This window comes from Klebsiella sp. HMSC16C06 (genome assembly GCF_001808325.1).
In the GTDB taxonomy this organism is placed as follows: Bacteria; Pseudomonadota; Gammaproteobacteria; order Enterobacterales; family Enterobacteriaceae; genus Klebsiella; species Klebsiella variicola.
The window spans coordinates 109795-128333 of record NZ_KV792983.1; the positions used below are offsets into that span (position 1 = coordinate 109795).

Annotated in this window: 12 protein-coding genes and 1 pseudogene; 12 read left to right on the top strand and 1 reads right to left on the bottom strand. The window is 40.9% G+C overall.

The annotated features are described in order from the left end of the window. Positions 1–15 precede the first annotated feature (15 nt). Entirely contained in the window at positions 16–1599 is a 1584-nt protein-coding gene (locus HMPREF3142_RS02160) for a TerC family protein (protein ID WP_012967582.1), read from the bottom strand. Positions 1600–2369: 770 nt separating this feature from the next. Between HMPREF3142_RS02160 and galF the strand changes: the two are divergent. The 12 genes and pseudogenes from galF to HMPREF3142_RS27275 all read left to right on the top strand — a co-directional run bounded on the left by galF (position 2370) and on the right by HMPREF3142_RS27275 (position 18533). Beyond that, a pseudogene (gene galF, locus HMPREF3142_RS02165) lies at positions 2370–3344 on the top strand (GalU regulator GalF). A 315-nt stretch (positions 3345–3659) separates the two neighbouring features. Continuing rightward, positions 3660–4289: a phosphatase PAP2 family protein gene (locus HMPREF3142_RS02170; protein WP_070611460.1), complete on the top strand. Its 630-nt coding sequence runs from the start codon at positions 3660–3662 to the stop codon at positions 4287–4289. Positions 4290–5246: 957 nt separating this feature from the next. Next, complete coding sequence (locus tag HMPREF3142_RS02175; protein ID WP_070611462.1) at positions 5247–6680, top strand: capsule assembly Wzi family protein; 1434 nt, start codon at positions 5247–5249, stop codon at positions 6678–6680. Between the two features lie 143 nt (positions 6681–6823). Next, positions 6824–7960, top strand: coding sequence for a polysaccharide export protein (locus HMPREF3142_RS02180; protein ID WP_070611464.1), 1137 nt, complete (start codon positions 6824–6826; stop codon positions 7958–7960). Between the two features lie 2 nt (positions 7961–7962). Then, on the top strand, positions 7963–8397 hold the full coding sequence (locus HMPREF3142_RS27270) for an arsenate reductase/protein-tyrosine-phosphatase family protein (protein ID WP_077270008.1): 435 nt from the start codon (positions 7963–7965) through the stop codon (positions 8395–8397). Positions 8398–8415: 18 nt separating this feature from the next. Then, positions 8416–10584 (top strand): polysaccharide biosynthesis tyrosine autokinase, encoded by a 2169-nt coding sequence (locus tag HMPREF3142_RS02185; protein ID WP_070611466.1) that lies wholly within the window; start codon positions 8416–8418, stop codon positions 10582–10584. A gap of 58 nt (positions 10585–10642) precedes the next feature. Beyond that, positions 10643–11719 (top strand): glycosyltransferase, encoded by a 1077-nt coding sequence (locus tag HMPREF3142_RS02190; protein ID WP_070611468.1) that lies wholly within the window; start codon positions 10643–10645, stop codon positions 11717–11719. 29 nt (positions 11720–11748) lie between these two features. Beyond that, entirely contained in the window at positions 11749–12870 is a 1122-nt protein-coding gene (locus HMPREF3142_RS02195) for a glycosyltransferase family 4 protein (protein WP_070611470.1), read from the top strand. Between the two features lie 5 nt (positions 12871–12875). After that, entirely contained in the window at positions 12876–14042 is a 1167-nt protein-coding gene (locus tag HMPREF3142_RS02200) for a glycosyltransferase (protein WP_070611472.1), read from the top strand. A gap of 103 nt (positions 14043–14145) precedes the next feature. Beyond that, complete coding sequence (locus HMPREF3142_RS02205) at positions 14146–15288, top strand: O-antigen ligase family protein (RefSeq protein ID WP_228706459.1); 1143 nt, start codon at positions 14146–14148, stop codon at positions 15286–15288. 17 nt (positions 15289–15305) lie between these two features. Next, the gene (locus tag HMPREF3142_RS02210; RefSeq protein ID WP_070611476.1) at positions 15306–16763 is read left to right on the top strand and encodes an MOP flippase family protein; all 1458 of its coding nucleotides are present in this window, start codon (positions 15306–15308) and stop codon (positions 16761–16763) included. Positions 16764–16793: 30 nt separating this feature from the next. After that, on the top strand, positions 16794–18533 hold the full coding sequence (locus tag HMPREF3142_RS27275) for a hypothetical protein (protein WP_077270015.1): 1740 nt from the start codon (positions 16794–16796) through the stop codon (positions 18531–18533). Positions 18534–18539 lie beyond the last annotated feature (6 nt).

Consider the following 18539-nt stretch of genomic DNA (forward strand, 5'->3'; position numbering starts at 1 on the left):
TTTTATGCCTGACGATTACACCTCATAATCCAGCTCATCCTGCTTTACCGGCGGGACGATCTGCACCTTCTGCACCCGATGGCTGTCGACCTGCAGCGTGCGCAGCGTATAGCCGTCAATCTCAATGGTCTCCCCCACCTGCGGCACATGCTGCAGATATTCCATCAGCAGACCGGCGACGGTGTGGTACTCACGTTTATCATCCAGCGGCAGCGGAACGTACTGCACCAGATCCTCCAGCGGCATATGGCCGTTAACCGTCCACGAACCGTCCTGATGATGCTGAATATCGTGCCGGGCGTCGATCTCCTCCACCTCGTTGGGCAGATTACCGGCGATAGTCTCCATCACGTCGCTCAGGGTCACAATCCCCTCGACGGAACCAAACTCATCGACCACAAAGGCGAAGTGGGTGCGGGCCTGACGGAACTGCTCAAGCGCGGAGAGGAGCGGTAACCCCTCCGGAAAGACCAGCGGCTGCCGCACCAGCACCTGTAGATCCAGCGGCTCCTGGCGCAGGGACTGCTGGAGCAGGTCAATAACATGAACCACCCCCAGCAGGTCTTCATTATCTTTCCCGCCGGTCACCACCAGCCGGGTGTGCTGATTTTTCTCCACCAGGCTGCGGATCTCTTCCTCCGGCGCGCTGAGGTTGATGCGCTCGATATCATGGCGTGACGTCATAATACTGCTGACGCTGCGCTGATTAAGGTTCAGCACCCGCTCAATCATCAACCTTTCCTGCGGATTAAACAAAGGATGATGGTCCTGATCGGCCACCAGCGACGCCGTGTCAGCATCAAGTTCAGCTTTTTCCTTCTGGCCGCTCAGCAGGTTCATCACCGCCTCGGTGGTGCGCTGACGCAGCGTCATATTGGCCGACAGGAAGCGACGGCGGTTAAATAGCGCCAGCTGATTAAGGGCTTCAATCATGACCGAGAAGCCAATCGCCGCGTACAGATAGCCTTTCGGAATAATAAAGCTGAAGCCTTCAGCAATCAGACTGAAGCCGATCATCAGCAGGAAGCTCAGACAGAGGATGACAATGGTCGGGTGGCTGTTAACGAAGCGCGTCAGGGCCTTGCTGGCCATCAGCATCAGGCTGATGGCGATGATCACCGCGGCCATCATCACCGCCAGGTGGTCGACCATGCCGACGGCGGTGATCACCGAGTCGAGCGAGAAGATAGCGTCGAGCACCACGATCTGCGCCACCACGGCCCAGAATTTCGCCCCTCTGCGCTGGGTGGGATTATCGCTGTCCTTCCCCTCCAGCCGTTCGTTGAGTTCGACGGTGGCTTTAAACAGCAGGAATAAGCCGCCGAACAGCATAATTAAATCGCGGGCGCTGAAGCTGAAGTCGTGAAAAACAATCAGCGGTTTGGTCAGGGTCACCAGCCAGGAGATAGAGGCCAGCAGCAGCAGACGCATGACCATCGCCAGCAGCAGACCGGTGATACGAGCGCGGTCGCGCTGGGCGGGCGGCAGCTTTTCGGCGAGGATAGCGATGAAAACCAGGTTATCGATACCCAACACCAGTTCGATAACCACCAGCGTGACGAGACCTGCCCAGATTGACGGATCGGCAATCCATTCCATATGTATTAAAACCTGTACGACTGCGGTATGTGTTACCACGATCATGGATAAGATGAGTCTAAAATGCAATAACGACGCGGATATCACTCCGCCAGGGGTGGATATATTTCCAGCAAATTAAGAGAACAGAAAAGAATTATGTTCCAGAAAAGATCAGCGGAAAAATAACAATATGGCGGAACGCGCTGGAATAAGCTTGCTGATATCAGAACCATAACCCGCTGTGTTCTGCCCGGCGCAAAAGCGCGGGCAGTCCCGTCGTTCGCCACGGTAGGCACCCTTCCTCATCCCCGGGTGAAGTGCGAAGCCCGCTCACAAAATCGGCATAATTCACATCATGAAGTGAGCGCAGAATAGTGCCGATCGCAGTTCTCTTCCGTGGTTTACGGTTATTATCCTGCCATATCTGGCTGTTTGTGCTGAAATATATTGCCTGGCGAAATTAATTATCTATATCTATTCTTTCCGCACACATGGGCGCCGCAGTCTGCAGCTGGCAGGGTCTGCGTACCAAAGGCCGCGGTGTAGGGGCCTTGCGGCGACATCGCGCTGTGCAGGGAAGCGGGCCGCTGAATATCCTGATGGAGAATAAGATTATTCTCACTTCAAACTGTTGGTAAAAGGAAGTTGTGTGTATTCTTTTAGGTGACAGTGAATTTAAGAATTTGGCGGGCAGATGCCCGGGCAGTATCCGTGTATTATCAGTTCCAATGGATTTGTGACATGTACAATTTTGCAAAACTGCGTGTTTTGCAACCAAACAGGTGAAGATGAATATGGCGAATTTGAAAGCGGTTATTCCGGTCGCAGGACTAGGCATGCATATGCTGCCGGCCACAAAGGCAATTCCAAAGGAGATGCTGCCGATCGTTGATAAGCCAATGATTCAGTACATTGTTGACGAAATCGTCGCCGCCGGGATCAAAGAGATTGTCCTGGTGACGCACTCCTCGAAGAATGCAGTGGAAAACCACTTTGATACCTCCTACGAGCTGGAAGCCCTGCTTGAGCAGCGCGTGAAGCGCCAGCTGCTGGCGGAAGTCCAGGCCATTTGCCCGCCGGGCGTAACCATCATGAACGTGCGCCAGGCACAGCCGCTGGGTCTGGGCCACTCCATCCTCTGCGCCCGTCCGGTAGTCGGGGATAACCCGTTTGTGGTGGTGCTGCCGGATATCATTCTCGACGGCGGCACCGCGGACCCGCTGCGCTATAACCTCGCCGCCATGGTCGCCCGCTTTAACGAGACCGGCCGCAGCCAGGTGCTGGCGAAACGCATGCCGGGGGATCTCTCCGAATACTCCGTTATCCAGACCAAAGAGCCCATGGTGGCGGAAGGGCAGGTGGCGCGTATCGTCGAGTTTATTGAAAAACCGGACGAACCTCAGACCCTGGACTCCGACCTGATGGCGGTGGGCCGCTACGTGTTGTCGGCAGATATCTGGGCTGAACTTGAACGAACCCAGCCGGGCGCCTGGGGCCGTATCCAGCTAACCGACGCCATTGCCGAACTGGCGAAGAAGCAGTCCGTTGACGCGATGCTGATGACCGGCGAAAGCTATGACTGCGGTAAAAAAATGGGCTACATGCAGGCCTTCGTCACCTACGGGATGCGTAACCTGAAAGAAGGTACCAAATTCCGCGAAAGCATTAAAAAACTGCTGGCCTGAGCGCCGGCGTAAGGGTGAGCGGCAGGGCAGGGGTATTTTGCCAGGCCGCTCATAACGTTATGCAGAAATTATTCATAACGTGAATGTTATAACGATTGTAAAGAAACGTATGGCTTCGGAGACTTCTGGTAGTTTGTCTCTGGCCTCTGTGGTGCAATGGTCGGAGTAGCGGCAATAATGCTTTGTGAATAGTCACTTAGTGCGACAATTCTTAAAGCGCAGGGAAAGCGGTCAACGTCAGCCAAAAATAAAACTTGACTGCGATCATGTTTCCGCTTTAAACATCTCACTTGCATGCATAAAAATGTGAAATGAATTGGCATGCGAGCTGGTACAGACATTACGGATAATCCCTGAGCACGGCAGTGGACATCATCGAAGGATCACAGGTATATGAACTGGCAACTCATCTCATTTTTTGGCGATAGCACCGTTTTGCTGCCCAGCGCAGCGGCGCTGTTTATTGTCCTGATGCTGCGTAAAACGTCGCGGTTGCTGGCGTGGCAGTGGAGTTTGCTGTTCGGCATCACCGGCGCCATCGTCTGCGCCTCCAAACTGGCCTTTATGGGCTGGGGTCTGGGTATTCGCGAGCTGGATTACACCGGCTTCAGCGGCCACTCAGCGCTCTCCGCGGCCTTCTGGCCTATCTTCCTGTGGCTGCTTAGCGCGCGTTTTTCCGCGGGGCTGCAAAAAGCAGCCGTTGCCACCGGCTATATTCTGGCCGCTGTGGTGGGGTATTCACGGCTGGTCATCCATGCGCATTCCGTCTCGGAAGTGATCGCTGGCCTGCTGCTCGGCGCTGCTGGTAGCGCTTTGTTCCTGTTGCTGCAAAAACGGATTTCTAATTCCGACTACAAGACTATACCTTGGGGTGGGGTTGCATGCCTGGTGATGGTCCCGCTTGTCCTGTTACATAGCGGCAGTAAAGCACCGACTCAATCCCTGTTGGGGCAAATCGCCACCGCAATTGGGCCGCTGGATAAACCTTTTACCAGAGAAGACCTTCACAAGCAGGCCTGGTAATCGCCATTTGTTTTACAGGGGAAATTAAGTTTTCGCCGGTTAATTAGACAAATAAGAAAATAATCTACTATATGCCAGGTAATTGATAATTCATATTTATGAAATAACGCAGTGCTACTACATTGTTATTGTCAATTTGCCTGGATATAGCCGTGGTCAGACGTTTCTTAAATGCGTTCAGAAAGCACCTGCTCCACGTTGGATGAATAACCCAGCAACGAGAAACTATTAGAAATTGTAGTTGACTATGGTGTCATCATCTGATTTTGGAATGACGTCGGTGTCGCGAGAAATTTTAGTTGTTTCAAGTGGTTAGCTGTATCTGTGCTGGTGTGGCAGCGCCAGGCAGATGTTCGATAGTTGAGAACAATAAATAATCTTTATTGGCGAGCCGCCTATTTTCCGCCAATAAAACAGCGGATGGGATTAATTGGCAGATATTCGGCAACAAGACTCCCAATTGTGACCGAAATCCCGTAGACTTAACGCCGCAAAAAATAAAGGCCTGACCAATTTATCATCCGCAGGCAGATTAAATACGACGTTCAAGTAGTCAGTGCGCTGGTAGCTGTTAAGCCAGGGGCGGTAGCGTCGCTGAAAGCACCTGCCGTTGCACAAAATACCTTCTCTGAACGGCTATAAAAATCGACGCATTCAGGGTGACTAACGCCATGAGATATCTATGTGGTCATCAGATATCCTCATAAAGAGTCAGGCGCGGCTGCTGATATCGCCTGTACATCAACTTTCCCATCTCATCGATAGCCTGTACGGTAAAATTCGCCTACATTGTGAGCTGGGTGGATGTTATAAGGGTTTCAAGCAGCTTAGGGTAACTGTACTTGCCTCGCCGGTGTTGCACAGTGAAGTCAGCTGGTGCCGCGAGCGCTTTCTATCTTGGTATTCCCCTCATTCTCATTGAGATACGACAGCGGGGCTGAAAATGGATCTTGTACAATGATAAAAATTGCGCGCATTGCCGTGACATTGGGCTTGCTTTCCTCACTGGGAGCCCAGGCTTACGCGGCCGGGTTAGTAGTAAATGATAACGATCTGCGAAACGACCTTGCCTGGCTTTCCGATCGCGGGGTCATCCATCTGAGCCTGTCGACCTGGCCGCTGAGCCAGGAAGAGATCACTCGGGCGCTAAAAAAAGCTAAACCGTCCTATTCTTCTGAACAAGTGGTGCTGGCCCGTATCAACCAGCGACTGTCTGCTTTAAAAGCCGATTTTCGGGTCACCGGCTACACCTCAACCGACCAGCCGGGCACCCCGCAGGGGTTTGGCCAGACGCAGCCGGCGGATAATTCGTTAGGCCTGGCGTTCAACAACAGCGGCGAGTGGTGGGACGTTCACCTCCAGGGCAACGTTGAAGGGGGAGAGCGAATCAGCAACGGATCGCGTTTCAACGCCAACGGCGCCTACGGTGCGGTGAAGTTCTGGAACCAGTGGCTCTCCTTTGGTCAGGTTCCGCAGTGGTGGGGGCCTGGGTATGAAGGTAGCTTGATCCGCGGGGATGCAATGCGACCGATGACCGGTTTCCTGATGCAGCGGGCAGAGCAGGCGGCGCCGGAAACCTGGTGGCTACGCTGGGTGGGGCCATGGCAGTACCAGATCTCTGCCAGCCAGATGAATCAATATACAGCTGTGCCCCATGCCAAAATTATCGGCGGTCGTTTCACTTTCTCACCTTTCCAGTCACTGGAATTAGGCGCGTCGCGCATTATGCAGTGGGGTGGGGAAGGACGGCCTGAGTCATTTAGTAGCTTCTGGGATGGCTTCACTGGCCATGACAATACCGGGACAGATAACGAACCTGGTAACCAGCTGGCCGGCTTTGACTTTAAGTTTAAACTCGAGCCAACTCTCGGCTGGCCGGTCAGTTTCTACGGACAGATGATCGGCGAAGATGAGTCAGGTTATCTGCCTTCGGCAAATATGTTCCTCGGCGGGGTCGAAGGACACCACGGATGGGGAAAAGATGCCGTAAACTGGTACCTGGAAGCGCATGATACTCGCACAAATATGAGCAGGACCAATTATAGTTATACCCATCACATTTATAAAGACGGTTACTACCAACAGGGCTATCCGCTAGGTGATGCGATGGGAGGGGATGGTCAGTTGTTCGCTGGCAAGGTTGAACTAATTACTGAGGATAACCAACGCTGGAGCACACGTCTGGTTTATGCCAAAGTCAATCCTAAAGAGCAAACAATTAACAAAGCATTTCCTCATTCTGACACGCTTAAAGGTGTTCAGCTCGGTTGGAGCGGGGATGTATATCAGTCGGTCCGTTTGAATACTTCACTGTGGTACACCAATGCTAACAACAGCGACAGCGATGACGTTGGGGCCAGTGCAGGGATAGAGATACCGTTTAGTTTATAAGGCTGAATGCTGAAACAGGGGAGAGAGGGTGGTAGCGCTGCAGGATGCAGTCAGCTTTTATCTCCCCATAAGCCGGCAGGGAAGCAACGGCTATACAGCTGCTCAGGAATTGGCAAATTTTGATTTACTGATGATGTGACATTATGAAGAAAAAAATTGTTAGATTTTCGGCATTAGCGTTGGCAATTGGGTTTTTATCAGGCTGTACAATTATTCCGGGTCAGGGACTAAACAGTCTGCGGAAGAACGTAGTTGAGCTTCCGGACAGTGACTACGATCTGGATAAACTGGTCAATGTGTACCCTATGACTCCGGGGCTTATCGATCAGCTTCGTCCAGAGACCGTTCTCGCGCGTCCAAACCCACAGTTGGATAATTTACTGCGTGGTTATGAATATCGCATTGGTGTGGGCGATGTATTGATGGTTACTGTTTGGGATCACCCGGAGCTGACAACGCCTGCAGGGCAATACCGTAGCGCCAGCGACACTGGTAACTGGGTCAACTCAGATGGCACCATTTTCTACCCATATATCGGTAAGGTGCAGGTGGCGGGCAAAACCTTGAGCCAGGTACGTCAGGATATCGCCAGTCGTTTGACCACCTATATTGAAAGTCCTCAGGTCGATGTTAGCGTTGCTGCGTTCCGTTCGCAAAAAGCTTATGTTACTGGTGAAGTTGTAAAATCTGGACAGCAGCCAATCACGAATATTCCGCTTACAGTTATGGACGCGATTAATAACGCTGGTGGACTGGCTCCAGATGCCGACTGGCGAAATGTTGTATTAACTCATAACGGTAAAGATACAAAAGTCTCATTGTATGCATTAATGCAGAAGGGGGACTTGACCCAGAATCATTTACTGTATCCAGGAGATATACTATTTGTACCACGTAATGATGATTTGAAAGTATTTGTCATGGGTGAAGTGGGCAAACAAAGTACTTTAAAAATGGACCGCAGTGGTATGACTGTAGCTGAAGCTTTAGGAAATGCTGAAGGTATGTCGCAGGCGTTCAGTGACGCAACTGGTGTATTTGTTATTCGCCAGTTGAAGGGTGATAAGCAAGGTAAAATAGCTAATATCTATCAGCTTAACGCGCAAGATGCTTCAGCAATGGTACTGGGAACCGAATTTCAATTACAGCCATACGATATCGTTTATGTCACCACGGCCCCATTGGTTAGGTGGAATCGTGTGATTTCACAGCTTGTTCCAACTATAACTGGCGTGCATGACATGACTGAAACTGCAAAATACATTAAGGAATGGCCATAATAATGTTTGATTCTATATTAATAGTATGCACTGGTAATATATGCCGTTCGCCAATTGGCGAGCGATATTTACAACAGTTATTGCCTTCCAAAAAAATTTCATCTGCAGGCACACAAGCTTTAGTTGATCATGAAGCTGATAAATCAGCAATTGAAGTCGCAAAAAAAAATGGAATTTCATTGGTAGGACATCTAGCAAAACAATTTACGTCAAAATTAAGTAAAGAATATGAATTGATTCTTGTAATGGAAAAAAATCATATAGAGCAGATAAGCAGCATTGCACCTGAAGCAAGAGGTAAGACAATGCTATTTGGTCATTGGTTAGAACAAAGAGATATTCCTGATCCTTACCGGAAAAGTGAAGAGGCCTTTGCATCAGTGTTCAAACTTATTGAACAATCTGCTCAGTTATGGGCTGAGAAATTAAAAGCTTAGATATTCAGGAAATAATTCATGACTTCAATATCCAAAAAAAATCAAGCAGATACAGAAGATGATCTGGACTTTGGTCGAATGGTTGGTGAATTAATCGATCATAGGAAAATAATCATTGCTCTTACTTCATTTGCAGCATTAATTGCTTTGTTATATGCATTCTTTGCAACGCCAATATATAAAGCTGATGCTTTAATACAGGTCGAACAAAAACAAGCAAATGCAATACTTAGTAATTTAAGCCAGATGCTACCCGATAGCCAGCCGCAATCGGCTCCAGAGATTGCATTGATTCAATCGAGAATGATATTAGGTAAAACAGTTGATGATTTAAATCTTCAAGCCGTAGTAACTCCTACGTATTTTCCTCTTTTTGGGCGTGGATGGGCTAGATTAAGTGGTCAACAGCAGGGAAATATAGAATTATCACGGTTATATATATCTTCTTCAATGGGAAATGAAGATAACCCTCCAGAATTTACACTTAAAACAATAAATAGTAATAGTTATGTTATAGAGTTTGGCGGAGGAGTAATAAATGGAAAGGTCGGTGAGTTAGTTGAGAAAGATGGAATAGCAATAAAAGTTGATGAAATCAATGCTAAACCTGGTTCTGAATTTACTGTTAAATATATTTCAAAACTTAAGGCTATAGCAGATTTGCAAGAAAACTTATCTGTAGTTGATCAAGGGAAAGATACTGGGATATTAATATTATCATATCTAGGTGATGATCCACTAAAAATCAAAAAAATAGTTGATAGTATTAGTGGTAACTATTTATCTCAGAATATAGCGAGACAAGCAGCACAAGATGAGAAAAGCTTGGAGTTTCTTAATAAACAATTGCCAATGGTCCGTAGTGATTTGGACTCGGCTGAAGATAAATTAAATGATTTTAGGAAGCTGAACGATTCAGTCGATTTATCGCTAGAAGCCAAATCTGTACTAGATCAAATTGTTAATGTCGACAATCAATTGAATGAGTTAACCTTCAGAGAGTCAGAAATATCGCAGCTTTACACTAAAGAACATCCAACGTATAAAGCCTTGATGGAAAAAAGGAAAACATTACAGGATGAAAGAGTAAAGTTAAATAAACGAGTTTCTACAATGCCTGAAACTCAACAAGAAATATTGCGCTTGAGTCGTGATGTCGAATCAGGTAGAGCTGTATATATGCAATTATTAAATCGACAACAAGAGTTAAATATTGCTAAATCTAGCGCAATAGGAAATGTAAGAATAATTGATAGTGCTGTAACTCAACATAAACCAGTTAAACCCAAAAAAGTAATTGTTGTCCTTGCTGGCTTATTTATTGGCCTTGTAATCTCCATAAGTCTTGTCCTAGTACGCATTCTATTACGAAAAGGAATAGAAACTCCTGAGCAATTAGAAGAACTGGGAATAAATGTTTATGCTAGCATTCCTGTTTCTGAGAGTAATCCAAACAATACAATAGCAAAACGAATAAATAAACGGGACGATAATAGGCCCAAGGCTTTACTTGCCACAGAAAACCCAGCTGACCTTGCTATTGAAGCAATAAGAGGTCTGAGAACAAGTTTACACTTTGCAATGCTTGAATCAAGAAATAATCTCTTAATGATCTCTGGTGCAAGCCCTAATGCTGGTAAAACATTTGTGAGCTCTAACTTATCTTCAGTGATAGCTCAAACAGGTAAAAAAGTTATTTTTATCGATGCTGATTTAAGAAAAGGTTATACGCACAAATTATTTAATGTAAAAAACACCGATGGGCTTTCTGATTATTTGTCAGGAAGAGCATCGATCGATAAAATTATAAATAGCTTACAGGTAGAGGGTTTTGATTATATCTCAAGAGGTGCAGTGCCTCCAAATCCAGCCGAGTTACTAATGCATAATCGTATGGAGGAATTACTTGAGTGGGCGAATAAATCCTACGATATAGTTATATTAGATACGCCACCAATCCTTGCTGTGGCAGATGCTGCAATTATCGGGAATTATGTTGGTACAACATTGTTAGTTGCAAGATTTGAAGAAAATACGCCGAAAGAAATTGATATTAGTGTTAAGAGATTCCAAAACAGTGGTGTGATTGTTAAAGGTTGCATACTTAATGGCGTTGTAAAAAAAGCAAGTAATAAATATGGGTATGGATATAATTATTACGGTTACTCATACTCAGATAAAAATTAAATTTCTCAAGAGGGGGATTTTAAATCCCCCTTCAAACAAGATATAGTAAAGGATAATAATGAACGTCATTCATATTGCTGAAACAGTTAAGGGTGGTGTTGCTACAGTTATTAATAGCCTAACTGAAAATAATCAAATTAAGAGTCACGTTATTTGCCCAGAGAATCAATCTAAAGAAATATACAATTTGCAAAAAACACTCTTCTCGAGGACAGGAAGGAATATATCGTCATTGTCGTCATTGTTGCTAGTAATTATAAAGACATTAAAACACAACGACTTTGATGTTATTCATTTGCATAGTTCATTTGCTGGGTTTATTGTCAGAATACTCCTCTTGCTTAAAGTCTTAAACAAGAGGAAATATAAAGTAGTATATACACCACATTGCTTTTCTTTCATTATGGATACAAAGCATTGGAAGAAACAAATATATATATTCATTGAGCGTATTCTATCAAAACAGACCGATTGTATTATTGCAAATAGTAATTATGAGTACAAATGTGCTGTCGAAGCGGGGATAAAAAAAGAACAGATAAAAGTAATATATAACGCTGTTTCTCTAGATGGTCAAGTAATATCGGACAATGTTAAGAAACTCAAAGAGCGTATGACGTGGCAAGATAAAATAAATATTCTTTTTGTAGGGCGTTTTGACAGACAGAAGGGTTATGATCACTTACTTAATGTAATCAAAAAGGCTGACAGTTCTAAATATGTATTTAATGTTATTGGCGACTCTGTACATGATGTTATAGAAAAAGTAGAAAAAGAAAACGTAATATATTATGGATGGGTTGATAATAAAGAATTGCCAGCATATTTTTGCGCAAATGATGTCTTGCTTATGCCTAGTCGTTGGGAATCGTTTGGATTAGTTGCTGTTGAAGCTCAATTATATGGGTTGCCTGTAATAGCAAACAATGTCGCTTCATTACCTGAAGTTATTTCAGATGGTTTAACAGGCATGCTTGTTAACTTTGAAGACCCTAATAAAGTTGTTGAGTTGTTGGATTCACACACAGTGAGTTTTTGGCATGAGAAAAAAGAAGTATGTCGTAGATTCGCATCAAGTAAATTCAAGAAAAGTGATATGGTAAACTCCTATGTTCGAGTTTATGAGAACTGTTAATTATAATCAATAAATGATATAGGTATTTCATGAATATTCTTTTAGTAAATACGTTATATTACCCATATAAAGTTGGCGGTGCCGAAATTTCGGTTCAGTTATTGGCCGAGTCATTGGTTGAAAAGGGACATTCAGTAACAGTAGTTAGTATTCATGAACAGAACGAACGTAAAGATGCAGAGCATAACGGTGTCAAGATAATATATTTGCCATACTCGAATATATATTGGGGACTGAGTCTCACTAAAAAAAGTCCGTTAAGCAAAATATTATGGCATTTAATTGATTTATATAATATCAAAATCGCAAGAGAGTTTGAAAAAATTATCTTAGATATAAAACCTGAAATTGTTCATACCAATAATCTCAGCGGAATATCATGTGCAGTATGGCAAAAGGCAAAAAAAAATAAGAGTAGAGTTATTCATACTTCTAGAGATTATTATCTTATACATCCAAATTGCAAATTATATAAAAATGGCTTAGAAATGTCGGTTAAATCCATTCCCGTGGCATTTTGGTCATTTTCAAAGAAAATGTTGGGTAAAAATGTAGATGCTTATGTAGGTATTAGCGACTACATTAAAGATAAACATATCGAAGCTGGTTTTTTTAAAAGAACAGAAAGGTATACTGTATATAATTCTGTAAAGTCAAACGAGTTTCGTGACGTAGATGTCGTTAAAAAACAATCTGTAGGTTTTATCGGTCGGTTGACATATGAAAAGGGCTTTGATCAATTTTGCGAATTAGCTCAATTGAATAAAACCAAAAAGTTTATTGCTGCCGGTGAGTTTGACAAAAATAGTGATTTTTTGAAACAGTTAGCAGTAAACTCGAATGTAGAGTTACTAGGGTATTGTCCTGTCGATGAATTTATGCGAAAGGTTGACATAATCGTATTACCTATAAAATGGCAAGAACCATTTGGTCGTGTGGTTGTTGAAGCAATTCTCGCGGGTAAAGTTGTTCTAACTAATCGAGTTGGTGGTATAACTGAGTTATCCAGACTATTACCAAATATTTACTTTTTAGAAGACATTAATGAGATTAATGATATACCTCTTCCAGTTGAAGTAGAAGATGCTGAAAAAGAAATTTTCAATGTTGACTATGTAACTGAACAATATCTAAAAATTTATAAAGGTTAAGATAAGTGGCTAAAATTATCGTTGTTTCGACTGATTGTCCATATCCAGCTAATCATGGTGGAAGACTAGATATATTAATGAGATTGGAATTATTATCCTCAATTGGGCATGAAGTTGATTTGATTGTTACTTACAAGGAAGAAATAAGTGAGGCAAGTAAAGAATATTTGAAAAAGATCTGCAAGAATGTTTATTATGTTCAACGTGATGGCATGATAAAAAGTGCCACCAGTGATATGCTGAAATTTCTTCCGCTGCAAATAAAATCTCGAGCCAAGCTAAAGGAGATAAAATTAAATAAAAAATATGATTATGTTTTATGTGAGTCTGAATATGTCTGCAGCATATTGAATAATGCTACTTTAGATGTGACAAATAAATTTCTTAGGGTCCATAATAATGAGGTTGTATATTACAAAGCTCTATTTAAAGATGAAAGATCTGTCTTTAAAAAAGCTTATTACCTTTACGAAATGTTAGCTTTTAAGTACAACAAAAAAAACATCAATTCGTCATTTGATAAACTTTTATTTATATCCAAAGATGAATGTGATAAAGAATCAAGAGCTGTATGGCTACCAAGTCATATGCCTGTAATTAATCCTTTTAAAGATGGTAAATTTGACACTCACACCTGCAACGTACTTTTTGTCGGTAATTTATTTATGCCTAATAATTTACAAGGACTCATTTGGTATCTAAACAATGTACATCCAATAGTAATAAAGGAAAACCCAGATATAAAATTAACTATAGCAGGTAATGCAAAAAATGGTATTTCAGAAGAGTTGAAAAGGGCCATAAGCCTATATGATGGAAAAAGTATAAAACTTATTGCCAGCCCAAGTGATAAAGAGCTACAAACCATATATGATGAAAACTGTATTTTTATAAACCCAATGCTTAATGGTGCCGGAGTAAAATTAAAAAATTTAGATGCGATGAGAAATAGCATGTTTGTAGTTAGTACAAGCATTGGAGCTGAGGGCACTGGAACTATTGATGGAAAACAACTTGTGATAGCTAATGATGAAGTGGTATTTGCAAACTATATAGTTAATTACTCTAAAGATATATCCAGTATGAAAGATATAGCGTTTAATGCCTATTCCTTTATACAAAATAATTATGATTCAAAGAAAGTTTTCTCGAGAATCTTCAAAGAGAACTGATATGCATAATATATTCAGATTACTTTTTAGAAACCCCTTTTTTTTCTTGTTTTGTTTTTTCATTCCTTTTGATAACACTAGCCTGCAAAACATCGGGGGGATCATGACTGCTTCCCCATCGGCTTTAATACTCTTGCCAGGTATATTTATTACTATCTTGAAAAAAGGGTTGAAGGCCAATAAAAATATATTACTCTGTTTTTTCGGGGTTTTGTTGGTTTCATTTGTATACTATTTTTATTGGGTGTTTTATTTTTCAGAGTTAGATCCGGTATTTATTTTGGATAGAGGGAGTAGATATTTTTTATTGTATGTTTTTTATTTTTTAGCACTTTACTACTCATTACAACAGTCTGTTAATGATATTCGTGCTGGTGCATTCCTAATCATTGTTGTTGTTTTTTTATCTGTTTTACTTAATTATTTGGATCCATCTCTAATAAATAACAAAAGCATTATACAATTTAATGACTTCATTAGTCCTGACAGGTTGAGAGGATTTTCACTTGAAGCTAGCGTATTCGGTTACCAAATTGTATGTTGTATCCTTCTGTTAGCAGTCCTGCTAAACTGGAGTACTTTTTTTCTGGTTGCTGTTACAATCGTTATCGCTATATTAACAACTTCCAAAGGGGCTGCCCTTTCATTCTTGATATGTCTTTGCTTTTATTTCTCTCTAAAAGGAAGGCTCATGTTTAGAGTATTGCTATCGCTATGCTCAATAGGAGTCTCTTATATTATATTCAAGTATTATTTCCTTGATGCATTAGCAAGTGATATAGATACATATTCATCTGTGGCAACACGGGGTACGATGTTCATAGTCGGACTGAAAATTTTTCTATTTAATCCGTTAGGGGTTGGGTTCTTTGGATATTTACCATCTATTTATGATTTTACTTCAGGAGTGATTGACTTTATTAAAAGCCAATTCCCTTTTTTAAATTTTGATGAAGTATATACATATACAATTCCGGGGGAGTATAAGTCTGTTGGGACCAAGTCATTAATATTAGATTTGTTAATTATTTATGGAGTGTTCTTTTTAATACCCTTTATATTTTTCATTAAAAAAATGCTGAGGGAATTCGATGAGCAATCTCAAAGAAATTCTTACTTCCTTCTCCTGTTTATAATTTTTTCAAATATGTTTTTTATTTCTCATTTAGGTAGTTACTTTACTCCTTTCTGTATCGCATTTTTGATGATTCTATCAAAGAATCGGGCTATAAATGATATCAACTAAAGTTAAGGTATTACTTGATGAGTTTAAAATTGAAAACAATAAAAAGTACAAAGTGGTCAGCGCTATCATCTTTGACAATTATTGTACTTGGCTTTTTACAAATGGTGATTTTGTCTCGTATTCTTGAACCATTTGAATTCGGTATTTTGTCAATAATGACAGTGGTTTTTTTATTTACTGACATGCTGGCAGACTGCGGACTTTCCAACGCAATTATTCAGAAAAAAAATATAACACTTGACGAATTATCAGCTCTATACTGGGTTAATATATTTTTGGGTTTTTTTTTATTTGTTACAACAATGATGTTGTCATATCAAATTGCCTCATGGATGAAATTAGATAGGTTAAGTTTGCTGATACAATTAACTGCTCTTGTTTTTCTTATCATGCCGCATGGTCAGCAATACAGGGCATTGATGCAAAAGGAACTTGAATTCGATATTCTTTCTAAAATTGAAAGTTTTTCTTATCTTGCTGGTTTTTGTTTGACAGTTATCGTTGGAACAATAACAAAGAATGCTTCATGTGCTGTTTTTGGTTATTTACTGACAGTGTCTTCTCGAACTGCAATTCTAAGTGTGGTTGGGCGGAAGTTTTATCATCCAACATGGAAAAGAAGTAAATTACGAGAAATTAAAGGGCAACTTTTATTCTCTTTTTATCTTACTCTCGATAGTATATTAAATTATATTAACTCATCTATAACAACACCCATTGTTGCTCGTTTTCTCGGTGCTATATATGTTGGTGGGTATAATTTATCATTCAATGTCGCAGTTAACCCCCCATCTAAAATAAGTCCTATAATAACCAGAGTTTTATTTCCAGCCTTATCAAAGATACAAGATGATAATGATAAGCTTAGGATTAATTTTTTCAAACTCTTGCATGTGATTAGTTATATAAATTTCCCTGCATTACTTGGCTTATGCATCGTTGCTAAAGATTTTGTATATCTTGTATTTGGTGACAAATGGCTTTTTATAGTCCCAACTCTCCAGCTTTTATGTATTGCAGGCGCAATGCGCATGGTCGCAAATCCTATAGGTTCATTACTAATGGCGAAAGCCAAAATGGAGTTAAGTGTTAGATTTAATCTTGTTAAAATAATCATATTTATTCCTGTTCTATATTTTCTTACCATTTGGTATGGAATGGTAGGCGCGGCCACTGGCTTTTTAATTTGTCAGATAATTAATGCTTTATTAAGTTATTTTTTCTTACTTAAACCACTACTCGGTAAATGTTTCATTGATTATGTAAACAGTTTTTTCATTCCTTTTATACACACCTTACCTATGGTATTACTTTTGTTAGCTAGTAACCATTATGTAGCCAAAGTTACATTACTGCTTTTTATCCTAAAAATAGTCATATGTGGATTTATATATATATTAACAATTTTCATCAGTCCTAATAAGTTATTAACTGAGATGAAAGGATTGTTCCGACAATTGCTCTTAAAGAAATAAATGTACTGTTTAATGATCCCAGAGGGCATAATGAAATTATTAATGTCAAAAAGATCTTTTTTAAAAAAAATAATCCCAAGTCTAACTCTTTTCCCTGTTTTTGCTGGCAATACAAGTTCGAATAAAGATGTTTTTGAGTTACACGAAAATAAGAGTTTTACCATTGAAAGTGTTAAAAAGTATATGTCACTTTTTAGCGGCGAATGTGTTTTTATTTCTGGGCGAGAGACAAATGTTGCTAACTCTTTTTTTTATTCGGGATATTTTGTTAGTACGCCTACAATTGCAGATGAATTAATTGACAACGTGATTTATATTCGTGGTAAAAATTGCTCATGGAAGAGGAAGATAGATGACTGTATTTATGTTAACTGGTTTGGTGCTATTGGTAATGGAGTTAATGATGATACAGATGCCATCTTTCGAGCCAATACTGTAGCGCACAATGAATGCTTGCCACTTAAATTCACCTCGGGGCATGTGTATCTCGTCAAAAATACATATGAGATCGACGTATCCAAGACCTCATGGTTATCATCGGACCTATCGACATTAAAGTGGGTTGATGATTTTAGTGCGGATTATGCTATAAGGTTATTCTCAAGCCAGCAAACTTATTCTAAACGTTATCAGAATGTTAAAACAGCTATGAGATGTATTGCATTAATAGGTGGCGGAATTACAAATCTTTTTGAAAGTTGCGCTATAAGTATTGGTGGGAATGAAAGAAATAGTTCACTCTTTTCAATTAATAAAGTTTCAATTCAGGGGTGGAGTACTGTATTAGCATTTGATAATAATTCATGGCGGATAAAATTTTCTGATTGCCAGTTTCTATGGGGAAATATTATAGCTCCTTCAAATAATAAGAATTCTGGGGAGTGTATGGTCTTTGATAATTGCATGTTTGCTGATAATCGAAGTTATACAGAATTACATTATGGTGATTGGTTCTTTTCAAAATGTTCGTTTGATAATCATGAGATTAAGTTATTTGGTGATTCAAATGTATTTATAAATCAATCACATATGGAAAACCCTGGGCGGAAAACCGCTGACTTTACAATACTTAGTGTTAACTCAATAAATAGCTTTGCATCAGTTACAGACAGTTTTGTATTTATAAGTCCGACCCCAAAACTAATAAACACACCTTTATTTTATGTGGTAAATGATAATGAAAATGGATTATATGTTCGTAATTTAAGATTCCAAGCCACTGAAAACTATAATCCATCAAAAGGTGTGGAGAATGCTTTAGTGCTTGTAGGTGGCGACGGTAAATCCTATTTAGAAAACGTTAGAGTCTCTTTGAATAATAAATCATACATGGCATTAAATAAAAATGACTCGTCAGTTTTGATGAATACAAGATTTATTGATGGGTTAAGATATTGGGATTTCAACGATGGCATTAGACTTCAAGAAAGCCATATTACCAATTTTTCTAATGTCGTTTTATTCTCAAAAAATGGAGCCAAGTTATCACAACATGTCTCAGTCAAATCGGATGGTGTGCTGTCGGGAGGATTGATGTTGAAGATAGTTAGTGGTGATTTCAAAATAACACTTGAGTGTTATGATTCTCTTGATAATAACATCTCCACACGAAGCTGGAATTGTTCTGCCTCCGACTATAGTGATTGGTCATGGGTCAGGTTTGGTGAAAAGTTACCAGGTAAAATTAGTCAAATTAAATTTTATTGTGAAAGTCTTGGTCAAGTTGTTGATGTTAAGCTTAGCAATATATTAATGGATATCATTTCTTAAATCTTA